Origin of the sequence: Cypionkella sp., from assembly GCF_030652235.1 — a bacterium.
Lineage (GTDB): Bacteria > Pseudomonadota > Alphaproteobacteria > Rhodobacterales > Rhodobacteraceae > Cypionkella.
This window is the reverse complement of record NZ_JAUSBA010000003.1, coordinates 43,105-61,198: the sequence shown is the minus strand read 5'-3', so window position 1 is coordinate 61,198 and position 18,094 is coordinate 43,105. Positions and strand designations below refer to the sequence as shown.

General features: G+C 60.9%; 19 protein-coding genes. 7 read left to right on the top strand and 12 right to left on the bottom strand.

All coding sequences use genetic code 11. The features are described from left to right. Positions 1–30: 30 nt before the first annotated feature. The 4 genes from Q7V03_RS00665 to Q7V03_RS00650 all read right to left on the bottom strand — a co-directional run bounded on the left by Q7V03_RS00665 (position 31) and on the right by Q7V03_RS00650 (position 2,263). A complete protein-coding gene (locus tag Q7V03_RS00665; protein ID WP_304923687.1) occupies positions 31–516 on the bottom strand; it encodes a carbohydrate ABC transporter permease in 486 nt (161 codons plus the stop codon). Further along, positions 513–1,367, bottom strand: coding sequence for a carbohydrate ABC transporter permease (locus Q7V03_RS00660; protein ID WP_304923686.1), 855 nt, complete (start codon positions 1,365–1,367; stop codon positions 513–515). Before Q7V03_RS00660 ends, Q7V03_RS00665 begins: the two co-directional genes overlap by 4 nt. Positions 1,368–1,445: 78 nt before the next feature. Beyond that, on the bottom strand, positions 1,446–2,021 hold the full coding sequence (locus Q7V03_RS00655) for a hypothetical protein (protein WP_304923685.1): 576 nt from the start codon (positions 2,019–2,021) through the stop codon (positions 1,446–1,448). Beyond that, entirely contained in the window at positions 2,018–2,263 is a 246-nt protein-coding gene (locus tag Q7V03_RS00650; protein WP_304923684.1) for a hypothetical protein, read from the bottom strand. The genes Q7V03_RS00655 and Q7V03_RS00650 overlap by 4 nt, the downstream gene beginning before the upstream one ends. A 17-nt stretch (positions 2,264–2,280) precedes the next feature. Between Q7V03_RS00650 and Q7V03_RS00645 the strand changes: the two genes are divergently transcribed. Continuing rightward, entirely contained in the window at positions 2,281–3,174 is an 894-nt protein-coding gene (locus tag Q7V03_RS00645; protein WP_304923683.1) for a LacI family DNA-binding transcriptional regulator, read from the top strand. An 83-nt stretch (positions 3,175–3,257) separates the two neighbouring features. Here the strand turns inward: Q7V03_RS00645 and Q7V03_RS00640 are convergent, their stop codons facing one another. Then, positions 3,258–4,670 (bottom strand): SLC13 family permease, encoded by a 1,413-nt coding sequence (locus tag Q7V03_RS00640; protein ID WP_304923682.1) that lies wholly within the window; start codon positions 4,668–4,670, stop codon positions 3,258–3,260. Between the two features lie 45 nt (positions 4,671–4,715). Between Q7V03_RS00640 and Q7V03_RS00635 the strand changes: the two genes are divergently transcribed. Then, positions 4,716–5,528 (top strand): helix-turn-helix domain-containing protein, encoded by an 813-nt coding sequence (locus Q7V03_RS00635; RefSeq protein WP_304923681.1) that lies wholly within the window; start codon positions 4,716–4,718, stop codon positions 5,526–5,528. Positions 5,529–5,650: 122 nt separating this feature from the next. Here the strand turns inward: Q7V03_RS00635 and ilvD are convergent, their stop codons facing one another. Next, positions 5,651–7,489 carry a dihydroxy-acid dehydratase gene (gene ilvD / locus Q7V03_RS00630; RefSeq protein WP_304923680.1) on the bottom strand — a complete coding sequence of 613 codons (1,839 nt, stop codon included), beginning with the start codon at positions 7,487–7,489 and terminating at the stop codon, positions 5,651–5,653. Between the two features lie 447 nt (positions 7,490–7,936). After that, positions 7,937–8,248, bottom strand: a complete 312-nt coding sequence (locus tag Q7V03_RS00625) for a thermonuclease family protein (RefSeq protein WP_304923679.1) — start codon at positions 8,246–8,248, stop codon at positions 7,937–7,939. Positions 8,249–8,837: 589 nt separating this feature from the next. Between Q7V03_RS00625 and Q7V03_RS00620 the strand changes: the two genes are divergently transcribed. The 5 genes from Q7V03_RS00620 to Q7V03_RS00600 all read left to right on the top strand — a co-directional run bounded on the left by Q7V03_RS00620 (position 8,838) and on the right by Q7V03_RS00600 (position 13,138). Further along, positions 8,838–9,737: a DMT family transporter gene (locus Q7V03_RS00620; RefSeq protein ID WP_304923678.1), complete on the top strand. Its 900-nt coding sequence runs from the start codon at positions 8,838–8,840 to the stop codon at positions 9,735–9,737. Next, positions 9,737–10,327, top strand: a complete 591-nt coding sequence (locus Q7V03_RS00615) for an NAD(P)H-dependent oxidoreductase (RefSeq protein ID WP_304923677.1) — start codon at positions 9,737–9,739, stop codon at positions 10,325–10,327. The genes Q7V03_RS00620 and Q7V03_RS00615 overlap by 1 nt, the downstream gene beginning before the upstream one ends. Positions 10,328–10,404: 77 nt before the next feature. Further along, complete coding sequence (gene surE / locus Q7V03_RS00610; RefSeq protein ID WP_304923676.1) at positions 10,405–11,190, top strand: 5'/3'-nucleotidase SurE; 786 nt, start codon at positions 10,405–10,407, stop codon at positions 11,188–11,190. Further along, complete coding sequence (locus Q7V03_RS00605) at positions 11,190–11,852, top strand: protein-L-isoaspartate(D-aspartate) O-methyltransferase (protein ID WP_370651053.1); 663 nt, start codon at positions 11,190–11,192, stop codon at positions 11,850–11,852. Before surE ends, Q7V03_RS00605 begins: the two co-directional genes overlap by 1 nt. A 143-nt stretch (positions 11,853–11,995) precedes the next feature. Then, positions 11,996–13,138, top strand: a complete 1,143-nt coding sequence (locus Q7V03_RS00600) for a peptidoglycan DD-metalloendopeptidase family protein (RefSeq protein ID WP_370651052.1) — start codon at positions 11,996–11,998, stop codon at positions 13,136–13,138. A 151-nt stretch (positions 13,139–13,289) separates the two neighbouring features. Here Q7V03_RS00600 and Q7V03_RS00595 read toward each other — a convergent pair whose 3' ends face one another. From Q7V03_RS00595 to tatB, 5 genes are all read right to left on the bottom strand, one after another. After that, on the bottom strand, positions 13,290–13,820 hold the full coding sequence (locus Q7V03_RS00595; protein ID WP_304923674.1) for a GNAT family N-acetyltransferase: 531 nt from the start codon (positions 13,818–13,820) through the stop codon (positions 13,290–13,292). 538 nt (positions 13,821–14,358) lie between these two features. Next, on the bottom strand, positions 14,359–15,630 hold the full coding sequence (locus Q7V03_RS00590; protein WP_304923673.1) for a hemolysin family protein: 1,272 nt from the start codon (positions 15,628–15,630) through the stop codon (positions 14,359–14,361). Positions 15,631–15,672: 42 nt separating this feature from the next. After that, positions 15,673–16,506, bottom strand: a complete 834-nt coding sequence (locus Q7V03_RS00585) for an ATP-binding protein (protein ID WP_304923672.1) — start codon at positions 16,504–16,506, stop codon at positions 15,673–15,675. Beyond that, positions 16,499–17,353 carry a twin-arginine translocase subunit TatC gene (gene tatC / locus Q7V03_RS00580; protein ID WP_304923671.1) on the bottom strand — a complete coding sequence of 285 codons (855 nt, stop codon included), beginning with the start codon at positions 17,351–17,353 and terminating at the stop codon, positions 16,499–16,501. The genes Q7V03_RS00585 and tatC overlap by 8 nt, the downstream gene beginning before the upstream one ends. Next, positions 17,350–18,045, bottom strand: coding sequence for a Sec-independent protein translocase protein TatB (tatB, locus tag Q7V03_RS00575; protein WP_304923670.1), 696 nt, complete (start codon positions 18,043–18,045; stop codon positions 17,350–17,352). The genes tatC and tatB overlap by 4 nt, the downstream gene beginning before the upstream one ends. Positions 18,046–18,094 lie beyond the last annotated feature (49 nt).

Below are 18,094 nucleotides of genomic sequence, written 5' to 3'. Positions count from 1 at the left end.
CCATAGGCCTCAAGGCCCAGACACAGACCATCACCGCGACCAACGCAAGGTTCGAGCGGACAGCCAGGCAATCGTCACCAGGCTGCCTGTGAACAGCGACAAGATGTCACTCACCGGCCCGCCGGACTGGAACAACATGAAAAACATATAGTCAGCAACCGCAGGCACCACCATCATCGGCATCAGCAGGATAGAATAAAACACCCGCTTGCCGCGGAAATCATCCATGAAAAGGGTCGCCAAACCTAAGCCCAACATGAACTCAATCGGCACGCAAACAGCCATCACAAACGCGGTGCGCCCCAGTGCCGCCCACAACCGACCATCGCCCAGCAGGTCGCTGTAATTGGCAAAGCTATTCCAGAACTGCCAGGCTTGCGGCCAGCTTTGCCCCGACAACGGCGACCAATCGGTCAGCGAAATATAGGCCTGTATCAGCAGCGGAAACACCGAGATGAACAGCACCTGCGCAGGCAAGGTCAGCCGGAAGACCAAACGTGCGGATTCGTCCTTCATTGCTTCAACGCTCCAAACGTCAATCCACGCACCAGATGCTTCTGGATCAACACGCCCAACACCACGGGCGGCACCGCCGCCATCAACCCCAGCGCGACCTTCGCGCCATAAAGCTGCCCGGTCATCGACGACGAAAGCGAGGCCATATAAACCGAAATCGTCACCCATTCCCGCGTCGTCAAAAGCAAAGCGGTCAGATAATCCGACCAATTCAGGATGAACACGAACAAAACCGCCGAGGCCAAAGGCGCGCGCATCATCGGCAAAGTGATCCGCCAGAACACACGGGTACGGCTGCAGCCTTCCACCAAAGCCGCTTCCTCAATTTCCCTAGCCATATCGTCAAAAAACGTTTTCATCAGCCAGGATGCGAGCGGCAAAGTGACAATCCCATACACCAGCGCCAGCCCCCACCAGGTATCGGTCATGTTGAAAAACGCCCACATGATCATCACCGGGGTCGTCACCGCCATCGGTGGAAACAGCCGCACCAGCGCCAACGGCAGATTGCCACCCGAGCCGAAGCGCGACAGCCCATAAGCCGCCGCCGTCCCCGCCGTCATCGCGATCACGGTGCCGATGCCAGCAGACAGGAACGACGCCAAAATCGGTTTGAGCACCGTGCGGTCCAAAGCCACGATCAGATCAGAATTGCTGACGCCAAACACAAAGCGGAAATTGTCCAAGGTCGGCGCTTTCGGCCACCATGTCAGCTCCGCCCCGGTCGCTTGCCATTCCGGGATCGGTTTGAACGCCATCGAGGCGATCCACAGGATCGGGATCAGCGTGACGGCCACCGCCAGCAGAATCATCGTATATCGAAACATTTCAAAGGCCAGCGAGCGGGTCATTTTTAGTCCAGAAATTAAGAAGGTTGGTCGGCGCGCAGGGTCCGCGTCGACCGAAATCCGGGTTAAAGCGGGAGAGACTTAAGCCGGATCAAGCACTGTCGGCCAAGCCGCCTTGTTGGCGTTGATGGTTGCGATTATCTTCTCCTCACCCGTCCGCCGGGTGATCTTCGCCCAAGCGTCCGCCGTATTCGCCATCGCCTGCGCCGCCGTCTTGGCCCCGGTCAACGACGCCATCAGGTTCTCATCCAGCGCATTGTGGAACGCCGTCGCCCCCGGACAGTTGATCGACGGCACCGTGCGCGCCACCGTCGCGCGCACCACATCCATATGGTAGGCGTGATAGGTTTCGCGCTCTAACGGATCGGCAAAATCGTTCAAGCTGAACGGGTCAAAATAGCCGCCCGGATTGGCCGTTATCCACGCATAAATCCGCGCCGAGCCCAGCCATTGCAGCAACAGATACGCCACTTCCGGGTATTCCGACTGCGACGACACCATCCCCGTCAAGCTGAACCACAGCACCGAACGGCGGACGATCTTGCCATCCATTTCCGTCCCCGGCAGCAGCATCGAGCCGATTTTGCCCGTCACGGTAGATCCGGTATTGCCCGCATTATCCAAGAACTTCGGCAGGTTGGAACACGCGCAAGTCATCGCCGCGCCGCCGGACGCGAAGTTGCCATAGTGCTCGGGCCAGCCCCAGCTGATCGCATCGGCGAGTGGTGCGACAGGCTGTCGATATATCCTTGGGTCGCCGCCAAGCCATTTTTGGAATTGATCAGCGGCACACCATCATCGCCGAACAAGAACTGGTTCGGCGAGGCCATCGAGGTAAAGCGCTGATACCAGTTGCTATAGCCCCAGCCCTGATTGCGCAGATCGGTCGAGTGTCTCATCTGCCACGGTGGACCGGGTGCTGAACGACCGCGACGGTGTGCGGGCGCGCACGCGCGAGGTGGTTTTGCAGACCGCGCGGCGCCTGGGCTATATCTCGGACACGGGTGCGCCAGACAGACCTGCCCAGAACCCAGCCACCATCCAGCTGGCTTTCCTTCTGCCCGCTGGCACCAACGCCTTCATCAATGCGCTGCACCAGCAGATCGAAACCCAGGCCGCCACCCGCCCCGCTCTCGGCGTCAAAATCGAACGCATCGAAGGCTTTAACCCGCAAACCGTCGCCGCCCACCTCTTGGCACTCAAAGACCAAGCCGCAGGCATCGGCCTGATCGCGCAAGACCATCCGCTGGTGCGTGAAGCCATCCGCACCCTTGCCCAAAGCGTCCCCCAAGTGCTGACCCTCGCCACCGAGATCCAAAGCGTCCCCCGCCTCGCCTATGCCGGCATCCACAACCGCCAAGCCGGGCGTCTTGCGGGTCAGTTGATGGGCTGCCTGCTGCCCGCCAACCAACCCGCCAAAGCCGCTTTGTTCGCAGGTTCGCTGGCTTACCGGGGCCATGAGGAACGCGAGATGGGCTTCCGCCACATCCTGCGCGAAGAATTCCCGCGCATGCAAATCTTGGAACTGCGCGAGATTATGGACGACCGCCAGCGCGCGATGACTGAAACCAGCGTGCTTCTCAATCAACACCCCGATCTTGCTGCGATCTACAAGGTCGGCGGCGGCGGCACCTCGGGCAACGCCACCGAGCTGCGCACGCGCGCCCTTGAACATCACGTGGTGTTCGTCTGCCACGAGGCCACCGAAAGCAACAAAGCCTTCCTGCTCGATGGCACGGTCGACGGCACGGTCGATGCAGTCATCGACCAGAACCCCCGTGTTGAGGCACGCGAGGCCTCAACCTACTGACCGCCGCCGCGCGCGGTCAGCCCTACACCGACATCCCGCCCCGCCTGCAACTGGTGCTGCGCGAAAACCTGCCGGATGAGTGATCAAATCCAGCCCAGCACCCGCCACCACAGATAATCCAGCGGCAGCAGCACCACCAATGTCACCACCGCCAAACGCCACAACACCCGCGCCAAAGCCCCCAGTTTTTCGCCCGAAAGCTGCATCGCCACCACCAAGGGTGCCACCTGATACGGCAGCAGCACCGTTGAGAACCCCACCACCTGCGTCATCAACACCGCCTGCAAGCTAAACCCGCTCGCCGCAGCCAGATCCTGCGCCATCGGGGTCAGCACCGAAGGCACGCTCGGCACCGTCGTCACCAGCCCCGTCAGCATCGACATCAGCGACAACGAGGCGAAATTCACCGCCGTCCCACCCGGATGCAGCGGCAATATGCTTTGCAAGCCCTGCCCGATCAGTGCGCCAAGACCCGAGCTGTTGACCAAAGCCCCCACCGCCAGCGCCCCCGCCACAAACAGCAGCAACCCGAAATCCACCGCAGCCTTGAACGCCACCGTCGACACCACGCCAAAACCGGGGCTCAGCAACACCACCGCCGCAGCAAGCCCCACCCAAGCCGCATTCACCCCATGCACCCAATCCGTCATCCACAGCCCCAGCGTCACCAGCAACACCGCCGCCACCCGCACTTGCGCCGATCTGTTGGCCGGGGCCAAAGCCGCCGCAGGTTCCACCACATGCGGGGCCACCTCAGCCGGAAACATCCGCAGCACCATCCAAGCGGTCAGCGCCGATTTCACCACCCCCAACACCGGGTAGTGCAGCCAGAGATAGGCCGTATAGCCAAAATGCGCGCCGTAAATCGTCTCTGCCGCGCCCGACAGCACCATGTTCGGGATGTTCGCGGGCAAAATCGCAAAGCTCGGCATGTTGCAGGCAATCGCCAGCACCACGGCAATACCAATCCGCCCATTTGATCCCGGCGCAAACCCCGCCCTTGCCGCCAAAGCCATGCCAATCGGCACCAGTACCACCGCGCGCCCCACCGACGACGGCATGATGAAGCCGAGCAGCATCGCCACCAGCGTCAGCCCAAAGATCATCCGGGCATAACTGCCGTCCAACAAGGCCCCCAACACCCGCGCCAGCACCGCCCCCAACCCCGAAGCACTGATCGCCGCCCCAATCACAAAACCCGAAATGATCAGCCACACCGCAGTCGAGCCAAACCCCGCAAACACCAGATCCGCCGAAGCCAGCCCAAACACCAACACCACCGCAAACAAGATCAGACTGGCATAGTAATTCGGCACCAAACCACTGGCCCAAAACCCCAGCGTCACCAGCACCACCGCCAAAATCCGCGCTTGCTGTGCGGTTAATCCCGCAGGCGGCAGCAGCGCCAACCCCAGCGCCACCACCACCAAGCTCGCCACCAACCCAAGTTTCACCAAAAATCCAACCCGCTGCATCGCCCGCCCCACATTGCTCATGCAACCACCCTAGCCGAAGCCGTCACACTGTGTTAGACCACCATAATGCCAGAACATATCGCTGATACGCCAAACCACGCGCCCAGCATCACGGGCTTCCTGCGCGACCCTGGTCGCCCGATCTTGGCCTATGGCCGCAGCCTGCGCCCAGCGGGCAGCATCGCGCCGCACCACCATCCCCGCGCGCAACTGCTCTGGGCCGCGCAAGGCGTGTTGCGTATCACTGCCGCCGAGGCCACATGGATCGTGCCGCCCAGCCACGCCGTCTGGATCCCCGGCGACGTGCCACATCATGTGCAATCGGATACCGAAACCAATATCCGCAACCTCTACATCGACCCCGCACTGCCGCTGCGCAGCGCCAACCAGACCTGCGCCGTCCTGACCCTCACCCCGCTGATGCGCGCGTTGATCCTGCGGCTGCACAGCGAAGACACCACCGAAGCCTTCCCGCCCCGCCTGCTGCGCCTAACCGCCGTGATCGCCGATGAGATTGAAGCCCTGCCCGAAGCGCCGCTACATCTGCCCGGCGGCCATGACCCCCGCCTCGTGCGTCTGACCCGCCACCTGATCAACCATCCCGATGATCCCAGACCGCTGCCTGACCTTGCCCGCAGCACGGCCGCCAGCCCGCGCACTTTAGAGCGTCTGTTCCGGCAGGAAACCGGCCTGAGCTACCGCCAATGGCGCGCCCGCCAACGCCTTCTGCTTGCCATCGAGCGGCTGACCCTCGGTCAAAGCAGCGCTACCATCGCCTATGCCTTGGGCTACCGCAGCCCCAGCGCCTTCACCGCCGCTTTCCGCGCCGAATTCGGCACCCCGCCGCAAAGCTTCCTGAAACAAGCGCTCGCGCCGTAGCCGCGGGTTCAGCCACGCTAAACCCCTAAAACTTATCTAAAATTTGCTTTCATCTTGGCCCAAATACTCCACGGGGGTCCGGGGGTGTGAAACCCCCGGCGCTCCCATGCAGCAAACTGCCGCTATTCGCCCGGCAACCGCCGCACAGCCCCAGTCGCCGCCGAGGTCGCAAACAACCCATAAGCCCGCAGTGCCTGACTGATCTTGCGCGCCCGTGGCTTCACAGGCTTCCAACCCTTGGCATCCTGCGCCGCCCGCCGCGCCGCCAGATCAGCTTCAGACACCGCCAGATGAATCGTCCGCGCCGGGATGTTGATCTCAATCCGGTCGCCTTCTTCCACCAAGCCAATCAAGCCGCCCGAAGCCGCCTCGGGCGAGACATGCCCAATCGACAGGCCCGAAGTCCCGCCCGAAAACCGCCCATCGGTCAGCAGTGCACAGGCTTTGCCAAGCCCCTTCGATTTCAGATACGAGGTCGGATACAGCATCTCCTGCATCCCCGGCCCGCCTTTCGGCCCCTCATAGCGGATCACCAGCACATCGCCTTCCTTGATCCAGTTCGACAAAATCGCTTCGACAGCGGCGTTCTGCGACTCGAACACCCGCGCCGGGCCTGCAAACACCAGAATGGAATCGTCCACCCCAGCCGTCTTCACAATACAGCCCTCTGGCGCAATGTTCCCCGACAGCACAGCCAAGCCGCCATCCTTCGAGAACGGAGTCTTCGCCGAGCGAATAACCCCCTTCTCGCGATCGGTATCCAGCTCCGTCCATTTCCGGCTCTGACTGAACGCCACCTGTGTCGGCACGCCACCCGGCGCCGCCAAGAACAACTCGCGCACTTCGGGATGATTGCTGCGCGAAATGTCCCAATGGTCAATCGCCGCGCCCAAGGTCGGCGCATGCACCGTCGGGCAATCGCGGTTCAACAGCCCCGCCGCATCCAACTGACCCAAGATCGCCATGATCCCGCCCGCGCGATGCACATCCTCCATGTGAACGTCCTGCTTGGCCGGGGCCACCTTGCACAACACCGGCACCCTGCGAGACAAAGCATCAATATCGCTCATGGTGAAATCGACGCCACCCTCATGCGCCGCAGCCAGAATATGCAGCACGGTGTTGGTCGATCCCCCCATCGCAATATCCAGCGTCATCGCATTCTCAAACGCGCCCTTGCTGGCAATATCGCGCGGCAAAAGCCCCTTTTCATTGCCCTCATAATGCCGCTTGGTGATATCGACGATCACGCGGCCCGCCTGAAGAAACAGCCCCTGCCGCGCCGAATGGGTGGCCAAAGTCGAGCCATTGCCCGGCAATGACAGCCCCAAAGCCTCGGTCAGACAGTTCATCGAATTGGCGGTGAACATGCCACTGCACGACCCGCAAGTCGGGCAAGCTGCCGCCTCAATCTTCGCCAGATCCTCATCCGACACCGACTCGTCCGCCGCCGAAACCATCGCATCGACCAGATCGAGCGCCAGTTCCTTGCCGTCGATCACCACTTTGCCCGCTTCCATCGGCCCGCCCGACACAAACACCACCGGAATGTTCAGCCGCATCGCCGCCATCAGCATCCCCGGCGTGATCTTGTCGCAGTTGGAAATACACACCATCGCATCCGCGCAATGCGCGTTGACCATATATTCGACGCTGTCCGCGATCAACTCGCGCGAGGGCAGCGAATACAGCATCCCGTCATGCCCCATCGCAATGCCATCATCCACCGCAATGGTGTTGAATTCCTTCGCCACACCGCCGGCCTTTTCGATCTCACGCGCTACCATCTGACCCAGATCTTTCAGATGCACATGACCGGGGACAAACTGGGTAAACGAGTTCACAATCGCAATGATCGGCTTGCCGAAATCGCCATCCTTCATCCCAGTCGCCCGCCAAAGCCCGCGCGCCCCCGCCATATTGCGGCCGTGAGTGGTGGTTCTGGAACGATAAACAGGCATGGCTGATCCTTAAAGCTAGGCGTCCCGCATCACAGGCAGAACTCGGCACCTCTACATGACCCCTGCCGCTGCCCGCTTCAAGAGTGCAATCGCAAACCGAGCCACCCCCTGCCACAAATTTTCGCCAGTCGTGAACCGAGCAGAACTGAGGCTCTACGCAGTTTATTCCCCACCCCAACGCCGCCCCTGACTTGATCCGGGGCCTCAGCGCCTGCGCAACAGAGGGCCGCGCCCGACCTCGGGAGGACGCACCAACAATACTTCTACACACCTTATCTCCGCCCCCCCCCCGACCTTCTGCTGGCACCATCGGCAATCGCGCCCTCCCGGCGGGAGGGCGGGCGCGGCCCGGCGGGCTTCGCAGTTGATTCCGGGCAAGAAGAAGACAAAAAATCTGGACAAGCCAAATAGACGACCACACAGGCGCAACTCGGTTTGCCGATGCTCTTATTGGGAGGCATTACTATTTTGCTGGGCCTCGAACTGCTTCCAGACATGCATTCGACCATTTTGACGCGCGTCAGCCAGCCATAGTTTTTTGCGGATACCAGGCAGTTCCAGCGCGCCATATACACCGCCCGAGAATTTTGGCCAATCAATCGCCAAACCAAGCTTTACCATTTCAGCGGATAGGTCTGTGCCATCTTGCAGATAGCATTTTGCAACATTGCGTCCGTGGGCATCTTGTCCAATGATCTGGGCTTGAATTGTCTTTCCTTTACACAACGAAACAAGAGCCCACTTGGCGCTTTTTTCCATATGGGTGGTTCAGTTCTGGCGCATCAATACCGAAAAGACGAATCTGAATTTTGTTTATAATTAGGCTGTCACCATCCCTCACATAGGCTGATCCTTTTACAACAAACTCCCTGGGTAGAATCAGTGTTATCGGGATCTCAAAAGAGCGACGCTCTGCCTCTATAGCATCGTAAGAAGCTGGCTGGTTTACCTTGTCATGCCATTCTGATCTGCGTTTGCTAAAACAAACAAAAGCCGCAACACCGGCAAGTACCACCAAAATCAACAAGATTTCCAATATAATACATCTCCCAAAGACTCTTATAAAACATCAGAATATGGAATTTTTGCAATACCAAAATACTGTTTTAGACGTCTGCTCACAGTCATTTTTATGGCCTTGCAGACCCGCGCAAAACCCAAACTGTTGTCAACGATTTTTTTGCTGGTGTGACAGCAACATCCACAACATAGGACAACTTTGGTCAGATCAGCTTAAAGCAGTGGCGAGGATTGCGACAATCCCCCCCAAATCCACCCCTTCTCCTGTCGCCCCCAGACCTTCCCCCGGCCCGCCAATCCCCTATAACCACCGGCAGAGGAGACGCCTATGACCACCGCCCGCCTGCCCCTGTCCGCCCGCAACCCGCAAGCCTATGGCTTTGCTGTCACCCTGCTGGGAGCGTTATTCTTCTTTCCCGACGCGCTGGTGGTGCGGCTCATCGACACCGACACCATGACCATCGCGGTCTGGCGTGGCATCGCCGCCGCTGTTACCACCTTTGCAGGTCTGGCGATCTTCGGTCGCGCCAGCCTGCCGCATTGGCGCGACCTGCTGCGCTGGCCCTCGCTGTGCATGATCTTTCTGCAAGGCATAGGCTCGGTGTTCTTCCTTGCCTCCTTGGGCCAAACCTCTGCCGCCAACGCCCTGCTGATCCTCGCCACCGCCCCGTTCATCGCCGCCCTGATGTCATGGGCGATCCTGCGCGAGCGCATTGACACCCCGACATGGAGCGCGATCCTTGCCGTCTTCGCGGGCGTCGGCATCATCGGCGCGGGCAGCTTGGGCGGCGGCCATCTGTCAGGCGATCTGTTCGCTCTGGCCAATGCCGTCGTCATCGCCGCTTATTATGTGGTGATCCGCATGGCCCCCTCGGGCAATCTGATGCCCTCTATCGCGCTGGGGTACCTGCTCACCTCTGTGATCGCCTATCCCTTCGCGCCCATGGCTCCGCTGGATCTGCAGCAGATCGCGCTGATCTGCATATCCGGCGGCGTCATTCTGGCCGGAGGCTGCGCGCTGCTGCAAATCGGCCCGCGTTATCTGCCAGCCGCCGAGGTCTCGATGATCACCATGCTGGAAATCATCGCGGGGCCTGTGTTGGTCTGGCTGTTCATCGGCGAGAATCCCGGCCTGAAAACCCTGATCGGTGGCAGCGTCATTTTGGTGGCGATCACCGCGCATACCCTGCTGAAACTGGCGCAAAGCCAACGCGGCCAACCCGCCTGATGCGCCTGCTGTTCGTCCACGCCCACCCGCACCCGGACAGCTTCACCGCCGCCGCCCGCGATACCGCCATCGCAGCCGCCAAAACCCACGGCCACGAAACCCGCCTGATCGACCTCTACGCCGAACACTTCCAGCCGAGCTTGCGCCAAGACGAATGGCTCAGCTACCCCGACCCCGATGCGACCGACGAAACCCTTTCCCCCCATATCGAAGCTCTGCAATGGGCCGAGGGCCTGATCTTCACCCACCCAACCTGGTGGAGCGGCCCGCCCGCGATCCTGAAAGGCTGGCTCGACCGCTGCTTGCGCCCCGGCGTAGCCTTCCATGTCGACGGCAAAACCCTGCGCCCCGGCCTGCCGAACATCCGCCTGCTGGGCGTGCTCACCAGCCTTGGCGCGACAAGCCTGCACCACAACCTCCTGCTCGCCGCCCCCGGTCGCCGACAATTCCTGCTGTCCTTGCGCATCTGCACCAACCCGCGTTGCAAAACCCTCTGGCTCGCCCATTCCGCCATAGACGCCAGCACTCCCGCCAGCCGCACCCGCCACCTTGCAAAAATAGCGGCACGCATAGCACAAATTGCGGCTTAACGCACCCGACCCACCAGCACTGCTTGCCGCCAAGCCGCCAAGCGTTTATCAATGCCCGATAATAAAAGGGCAGCCCGATGCGCATTCTGATCACCAACGACGACGGCATCAACGCCCCCGGCCTTGTCACGCTGACCCGTATCGCCGCAGAAATCGCAGGGCCCCAGGGCGAGGTCTGGACCGTCGCCCCGGCGTTTGAGCAATCCGGCGTCGGCCATTGCATCAGCTACACCCACCCGATGATCAACGCCAAACTGGCAGACCGCCGCTATGCCGTCGAAGGCTCTCCGGCCGATTGCGTGCTGGCAGGCGTCTACGATGTGCTCGATGGCGCCAAACCCGATCTCGTGCTCTCTGGCGTCAACCGCGGCAACAACTCGGCCGAGAACGTGCTCTACTCCGGCACCATTGGCGCCGCGATGGAAGCCTCGCTGCACGGCATCCCCGCGATTGCCCTGTCGCAATACATGGGCCGCGACACCGACGATCTCGACGACCCGTTTGAAGCCGCCGCCACCCACGGCGCAAAAATCATCCGCGCTTTGCTCGACAAAGGCCTGTGGACCACCGACGACTATCGCCTTTTCTACAACGTCAACTTCCCGCCCTGCCCCGCCAAGGCCGTCAAAGGCCACAAAGTGGCCCCCCAAGGCTTCCGCCGCGACACCAGCTTTGGCATCCAGCCCTACACCGCCCCCTCCGGCAAACGCTTTCTCTGGATCAAAGGCGGCCCGCAACACACCCCCACCCTGCCCGGCAGCGATGCCGCGGTGAACTTGGATGGCTATATCTCGATCACGCCCCTGCGCTGCGATCTCACCGCGCATGACACCATCGCCGACCTCACGGCAAGGCTCGGATGATGGAGAACGGCCTGCCCGAAGACGAGACGGCGGCCGAGCGCAAGATGCGGTTTCTATTTGCCCTACGGTCCAAAGGCGTCACCGACACCCGCGTGCTTTCCGTGATGGAGCGGGTGGATCGCGGCCAATTCGTGCGCGGATTGTTCGCCGAACGCGCCTATGAAGACATGCCTTTGCCCATCGCCTGCGGGCAAACCATCAGCCAGCCGTCCGTGGTGGCCCTGATGACGCAAGCCCTCAACATCAGCCCGCGCGACACGGTGCTCGAAGTCGGCACCGGCTCGGGCTACCAAGCCGCCATCCTGTCGCACCTTGCCCGCCGCGTCTACACCGTCGACCGCCACCGCCGCCTTGTGCGCGAAGCCCAAGACTTGTTCCGCGACCTCGGCTTGGTCAACATCGTCGCAATGACCGCAGACGGCAGCTTCGGGCTGCCCGACCAAGCGCCGTTTGATCGCATCATCGTGACGGCCGCGGCCGAAGATCCACCCGGCCCGCTCTTGGCGCAGTTGAAAGTTGGCGGTATCATGGTGGTGCCGGTCGGCCAATCTGATACAGTGCAACACCTGATCAAGGTCACGCGGCTGGCCACAGGCTACGATTACGAAGAACTTCGCCCAGTGCGGTTTGTGCCATTGGTCGAGGGCATCAGTGCAGATTAGCGGTTTATGGTTTCTACAAGAAGACGTTTCGGAAAACGCGTTCAACAGCCACAAAAGGCAGAGATATCCGATTCCTTTTTCACATGAACCGCTCTAAACGCAACAAGACGCCCGGACCAACCGGGCAAGGTAACGAGGCAAGTATGACTCTTTCGCGCCTTCCCATTCTCGGCCTATCCGCGCTTTTGATGGTCTCCGCCTGCAGCAAAACCAAGCCGTTTGATTGGGACTTGCGCACGGGCCATGGCGCGCTGGATACCTCGGGTGCTGCCCTGCGCGCGACTGATGCGCGCCCCGCAGCCGATGCCAACGGCGTGCTGTCTTACCCGACATACCAAGCCGCCGTCGCACAGCGCGGCGATACCGTGGCCTCCGTTGCCGCCCGCGTTGGCCTGCCCGCGGACCAGCTGGCAAAATACAACGGCCTGAACCCCGGTGACAGCTTGCGCGAAGGCGAAACCCTGGCTTTGCCCGCCCGCGTCGCCGCAACCCCGACGGCCAGCACCGCCACCCCCGGCGCGGTCGATGTCTCCTCCATCGCCACCACAGCCCTCGACCGTGTCGGCACCACCACACCCGTCGCCGCGCAACCGAACAAACCCGCAGGCACCGAACCTGTGCGCCACCAAGTCAAGCGCGGCGAAACCGCGTTCTCGATTGCGCGGATCTACAACATTTCCGCCCGCTCGATTGCCGATTGGAACGGCCTCGGCCCCGATCTGGAAGTCCGCGAAGGCCAGTTCCTGATCATCCCGACGGCCAATGCCTCACCGCCGCCGAAAGACCCGGTCGATGTCGAAACCGTCCCCGGCGCAGGCTCGCCCACGCCCGAGCCGCCTTCGGCGAAAAAACCACTGCCCGCCGAGAAACCCGCAAAAGCCAGCGAGAAACCCGCCCCGGCCGCTGATCTTGGCAAAGACCGCACCGCCGCCTCGGCGTCGCGCTTTACCATGCCAGTGAACGGCAAGGTGATCCGCGCCTATGTGAAGAAGAAAAATGACGGCATCGACATCGCCGCCGCCGCCGGGTCTTCGGTGAAAGCCGCCGCCGATGGCACCATCGCCGCTATCACCAAAGACACCCAAGGCACCCCGATCGTGGTGATCCGCCACGCCGACGGCATCCTGACGGTTTACGCCGGCGTTGATGGGTTGAAAGTCGCCAAAGGCGACAAAGTCAGCAAAGGCCAAGCCATCGCCGTGGTCCGCGCCGGCGATCCCGCCTTCGTGCATTTCGAGATCCGCAAAGGCGTCGATTCTGTCGATCCGATGTCGTATTTGCAGTAACGTGCACAGCGCTCCCGCGTGGGGCGCTGCCCCTCGGTCTTAGGCCTAAAGTGGCATCACGTCACCGTCTTGCCCGGAATCAAGGGCGAAGCCCTCTGTTTCGCACGATTGCAGCGCCGCTTCGTTGGCAAATCTGCTAACAGTTTTGAGCCTATTGCAGACGTTCGAGGCTAACACCATTCGGCTTCCACATGGCAATTCGGGTTTTCATGTCTAGGAAAGTCGCATGGCGATCAAGGATGGCCTGCAGGTTCAGGCCGATCCTTCCCATAGGCATTTCTGTATACCCAAGCTTCCTATACCAAGGGGCATTCCACCTCGGGACCCGGAAGGTAGCCAGACATGTTCCCAAAACACCAGTGGCAGAAGCATAGTCCTCTGCCCATTCAAGCAACCGCTGCCCAATGCCTTTTCCTGACATCCCGTCATCGACCATAAGGCTTGCGATATAGAGCATGTCATCAAGCGGCTGCACGATGATGTAGCCTGCTCGGCGCCCATCAAACTCGGCCACCCTTGTCGTCCCGGTCCTGAAACGTTCGGGATTGATCGCAGGGGTGGCTGCGAATTTTTCGTATTCTTTCAATGATAGGTAGCGCCGGTGCGCTGCGCGCTCCAATTGGCGGAGGTCTTCAATTTCGGCCTCGTCATAGGGGCGAAGAACGGTGCTGGTGTTGCTCATGGTCTATTCCCGTTGCATGGCCAACGCCGTTGGCGTGGTCTCTCCCGAACCTGATTCACGCACATGAAAAAGCACGCTGCGAGGCCAAATTGTGAAACAGGGGCGGATATTCATGATGGTGGTCGTCGCAGTGCAGAGCTCGCGACACCGGGCGGCGACTGGTTTACCCGATGCCGTTCATGCCAAGGCCGTAATTACGGCCCGAGAGAAATGTCTTATCGTGATCCATCATACCGATCCCCTAACTGGGAGGCCGTATTTGGACAAGTGAAGCTTCTGTAACGAACGGCAGTAAAGTCCGCAAAGCCGCAACCACTGCTTACTTACGCCCAAGCATGTCTGTGGTCCTCACACCTCAACCTGCCTTCGTACATTTTGAGGCGCGCAAGGGCATTGTTCGGCGATTTCAGACTGGCGCAAATATCCCCGCTGGAGGCTCCCTCAGCACCCCAAAGCGTTCACACTCGGTTAACCTTAACCAAAACTCTGCGGAATACCCCAATAAAAACAATGGTCCCGAGTTGGGACCATCGCAATCTTAAACCTCGCTCACCAAAATCTTGTCAATCCGCAAGCCGTCCAAGTCGATCACCTCAAACGTGTATCCCTCGGCCACGAACACATCTCCCAGCACCGGCATCCGCCGCAACTGATGCAGCACCAGCCCCGCGATGGTGTCGTATTCCCCCGCAAGCCCGCGCGACAATCCCAGTCGATCACAGAACTCATCCGCAGGCATCCAGCCCGACACCAGCAAACTGCCATCGGCGCGCACCAGCAACGCAGGCTCGTCCGCATCCGCCGAGCTTACGGCCCCGGTGATCGCTTCCAGCACGTCATCGGTGGTGATGATGCCCTCAAAATGGCCATACTCATCATAAACGAGTGCGATGTGATGCACCGATTTGTGCAGCACCACCAAAACATCCAAAGCATCCGCCTGATCCGACACCACCGGCACATCCACCACCAGCGCGCGCAAATCCAGCGCTTCCCGCCGCGACACCACGTTGAACACGTCAGCAAGGGTGACAATCCCCACCACTTCCCCGGTCACGCGGCTTTGCACCAGCATCCGCGGTCGGGCGACCTTGCGGATCAGCGCCACCGCTTCGGCCGAAGTCGCCTCCAGCTCCAGCATCAGCACCTCATGGCGCGGCGTCATCAGCGCCCGTGCGGTGCGATCACTCAGACGCATCACGCCCGCCATCATCTCGCGCTCGCCATCCTCCAGCACACCGCCCTCATGCGCCTCGGACAACAGACTGTGGACTTCCTCCTCCGTCACCTTGTTGCCCGCGTCGCCGCGCTGGCCCAGCAGCCACAGCACAGTCTTGCCCGACCAATCCAGAAACCACACCACAGGCGTCGTGACCGTGCTCATCACAGCCATGGCAGGCGCAATTCGAATGGCGACACCTTCAGAGTTACGCAAGGCCAGTTGCTTTGGCACCAGTTCGCCAATGATCAGCGAGACATAGGTGATAGCCACCACCACACCGCCCACCCCAAGGGTCGAAGCCCAGTCGGGATCCACGCCCAAACCGATCAGCCAGTTTGTCAGGCGCAGGCCCAAGGTCGCACCAGACAACGCCCCAGACAACACCCCAACCATGGTGATGCCGATCTGCACCGTGGACAAAAACCGCCCCGGATTTTCGGCCAACCGCAAGGCCGCAGCCGCACCTTTGCTTTTACCCTCCATCGATTTAAGCCGCGCAGGCCGCGACGATACAATCGCCATTTCAGACATCGCGAGCACACCGTTCAATGCGATCAGCGCCAGCAGAACTAAGATTTCTATAATCATGATGCCGCTAAGATCAGGCCCCAGCGCAGAAATGGCAAGGGGTCACAGCGAAACTCCATGCCGTGCCGCCAGATCGCAGAAAAATTGCCACGCCACCCGGCCAGACCTGCTGCCCCTTGTGGCCTGCCATTCAATCGCCTCGGCCCGCAGTGTATCCGCGCCCACCGCCACGCCATAGGCATCCGCATAGCCCCGGATCATCGCAAGATATTCGTCCTGCGAGCAGGGATGGAAGCCCAGCCACAGCCCAAACCGATCTGACAGCGACACCTTCTCCTCCACCGCTTCCCCCGGCGTGATCGCGGTGGACCGCTCATTCTCGATCATATCGCGCGGCATCAGATGCCTGCGGTTTGAGGTGGCATACAGCAACACATTGTCGGGCCGCCCCTCAATCCCGCCATCCAGCACCGCTTTCAGCGATTTGTAGTGCTGATCGTCGTGGCTAAAACTGAGGTCATCGCAGAACAGGATGAATTGATGCGGAGCTTTGCGCAGATGCGCCAGCAAGCGCTGCACCGACGGCAGATCCTCACGGCTTAACTCCACGATCTTAAGATCATGGCCCTCGGCCCGCACCGCCGCATGGATCGCCTTGACCAAGGACGACTTTCCCATCCCGCGCGCGCCCCAAAGCAGCGCGTTATTGGCAGGTAAACCCCGCGCGAAATACCGGGTGTTCTCCCACAGCGTATCGCGCGCACGATCCACGCCGATCAACAGGCCAATATCGACCCGAGACACCTTGGCCACAGGCTCCAGCCGATCCGGCCCGGTGTGCCACGCAAAGGCCTCGGCACTGAAGTCCGGCGCGGGGCAAGCCGCAGGCGCAAGACGCTCCAGCGCCTCGGCAATCCGCAGCAACGTGTCACTCATCCTCATCGACCCAACTGCCATCCGCCCGTGCCGCCGCCTCACGCTTTTTCTCGAATCCGGCGATCATCCAGATTGACAGCTCATACAGCGGATAGATCGCGAAAAACATGATCAACTGGCTCATCACATCCGGCGGGGTTGCCACCGCCGCGACCGACAAGATCGCCACCACCGCATATTTCCGCGTCGCCCGCAGGCCGCTCGATGAGATCATCCCAGCCTTGCCCATCAACGTCAGCAGCACTGGCAACTGAAAGCACAGCCCGAACGCCATGATGAACTGCATGGTCAGCGACAGGAAGCTTTCCACCGAGCCCTGATACAACACCCCCGCCGCCGCACCGGTGATCGACGGTGCGACCGGCACTTCCCCCGGATTCATCGCCTTCGAGAAATCGCCCTGATACGATAGGAAGAAGTGAAACGCGCCCGGCAAGATCATGTAATAGGCAAACGCCGCCCCGGCGATAAACATCGCCGGCGACGCCAGCAAAAACGGCAGAAACGCCCCCTTTTCATTGCGATAGAGGCCCGGCGCCACAAACCGCCACAGCTGAAACGCGATCACCGGGAACGACATCGCAAAGCCCGCCCACACCGCGATCTTCACCGCAACAAAGAAGCCTTCCTGCAATTTGATCAGCACGAATTGGCACTTCTGACCGTAATCCGCCATTGCATTGCACATCGGGATCGACAGCACATGAAAGATCGGAATCCACAACAGATAACCGATCAGACAGCCCACCCCCAGCACCGCGACCGAAACCAGAATCCGGTTGCGCAGCTCTTTCAGATGCTCGATCAGCGGCGCGGCGCTTGCGTCCACATCATCAGTATGGCTCATGCTTCATCCGCCTTCTTGATGTTGCGCGGGGGTGTCATGCGCGGCGCGCGGGGTTTGGGGGCGGGCTTGGACTCGGCCACAGCTTCCGCCACGGCGACAGCTTCCGACACGGCGACAGTCTTGCGCACACGCGGCTTCACGGCGGGCTTCACCTCGGCTTTCGAGGCCGCAATCCCGGTATCAACCGCCTTCAGCTTCTGCGCCGTCTCGGCCAAAATCGCCTTTTTCGCCGCTTGCTTATCCATCAAAGCCTGGGTTTCCGGCCCCAATATTTTAGGCTCGGCCGCAGCTGCAGTTTCGGCAACCGCTGCAGGCTCTGTCCCAACGGTTGGAACCGCAGCAGGCATCGGCGGCGGCACCAAGGGCTTGTTGCCGACACTGGACGCCACCGTAGGCTTGGCCGCATTCTTGATCGGATCCCATTTCTCAAACCGATCCGCCGCCTCTTTGACCTTGTTCAGGCCCATCGACTTGGCCGAGGTCATGCCTTTTAGATCATCCGCCACATCCTTGACGCCAGAGTCTTTCGCTGCCTGCTCCATCGCGCGGGAAAACTCGCGCGACATCTGCCGCAGCTTGGCGGTAAAGCGGCCCACCTGCCGGAACATATCCGGCAGATCTTCCGGCCCAATCACAATCAGCGCCACGATGCCGATCAGCACCAATTCGGTCCAGCCGATATCCCCAAACATCTACAGCAAGCCCCTTCGCGGCGTCCGGCCCAAATGGCCTTTAGTCAGA

Excerpts from the sequence above, each read along its gene's own strand:
- Q7V03_RS00665 (WP_304923687.1), bottom strand. The coding sequence starts at position 516 with ATGAAGGACGAATCCGCACGTTTGGTCTTCCGGCTGACCTTGCCTGCG.
- Q7V03_RS00660 (WP_304923686.1), bottom strand. The coding sequence starts at position 1,367 with ATGACCCGCTCGCTGGCCTTTGAAATGTTTCGATATACGATGATTCTG.
- Q7V03_RS00655 (WP_304923685.1), bottom strand. The coding sequence starts at position 2,021 with ATGACTTGCGCGTGTTCCAACCTGCCGAAGTTCTTGGATAATGCGGGC.
- Q7V03_RS00650 (WP_304923684.1), bottom strand. The coding sequence starts at position 2,263 with ATGAGACACTCGACCGATCTGCGCAATCAGGGCTGGGGCTATAGCAAC.
- Q7V03_RS00640 (WP_304923682.1), bottom strand. The coding sequence starts at position 4,670 with ATGAGCAATGTGGGGCGGGCGATGCAGCGGGTTGGATTTTTGGTGAAA.
- Q7V03_RS00635 (WP_304923681.1), top strand. The coding sequence starts at position 4,716 with ATGCCAGAACATATCGCTGATACGCCAAACCACGCGCCCAGCATCACG.
- ilvD (WP_304923680.1), bottom strand. The coding sequence starts at position 7,489 with ATGCCTGTTTATCGTTCCAGAACCACCACTCACGGCCGCAATATGGCG.
- Q7V03_RS00625 (WP_304923679.1), bottom strand. The coding sequence starts at position 8,248 with ATGGAAAAAAGCGCCAAGTGGGCTCTTGTTTCGTTGTGTAAAGGAAAG.
- Q7V03_RS00620 (WP_304923678.1), top strand. The coding sequence starts at position 8,838 with ATGACCACCGCCCGCCTGCCCCTGTCCGCCCGCAACCCGCAAGCCTAT.
- Q7V03_RS00615 (WP_304923677.1), top strand. The coding sequence starts at position 9,737 with ATGCGCCTGCTGTTCGTCCACGCCCACCCGCACCCGGACAGCTTCACC.
- surE (WP_304923676.1), top strand. The coding sequence starts at position 10,405 with ATGCGCATTCTGATCACCAACGACGACGGCATCAACGCCCCCGGCCTT.
- Q7V03_RS00605 (WP_370651053.1), top strand. The coding sequence starts at position 11,190 with ATGGAGAACGGCCTGCCCGAAGACGAGACGGCGGCCGAGCGCAAGATG.
- Q7V03_RS00600 (WP_370651052.1), top strand. The coding sequence starts at position 11,996 with ATGACTCTTTCGCGCCTTCCCATTCTCGGCCTATCCGCGCTTTTGATG.
- Q7V03_RS00595 (WP_304923674.1), bottom strand. The coding sequence starts at position 13,820 with ATGAGCAACACCAGCACCGTTCTTCGCCCCTATGACGAGGCCGAAATT.
- Q7V03_RS00590 (WP_304923673.1), bottom strand. The coding sequence starts at position 15,630 with ATGATTATAGAAATCTTAGTTCTGCTGGCGCTGATCGCATTGAACGGT.
- Q7V03_RS00585 (WP_304923672.1), bottom strand. The coding sequence starts at position 16,506 with ATGAGTGACACGTTGCTGCGGATTGCCGAGGCGCTGGAGCGTCTTGCG.
- tatC (WP_304923671.1), bottom strand. The coding sequence starts at position 17,353 with ATGAGCCATACTGATGATGTGGACGCAAGCGCCGCGCCGCTGATCGAG.
- tatB (WP_304923670.1), bottom strand. The coding sequence starts at position 18,045 with ATGTTTGGGGATATCGGCTGGACCGAATTGGTGCTGATCGGCATCGTG.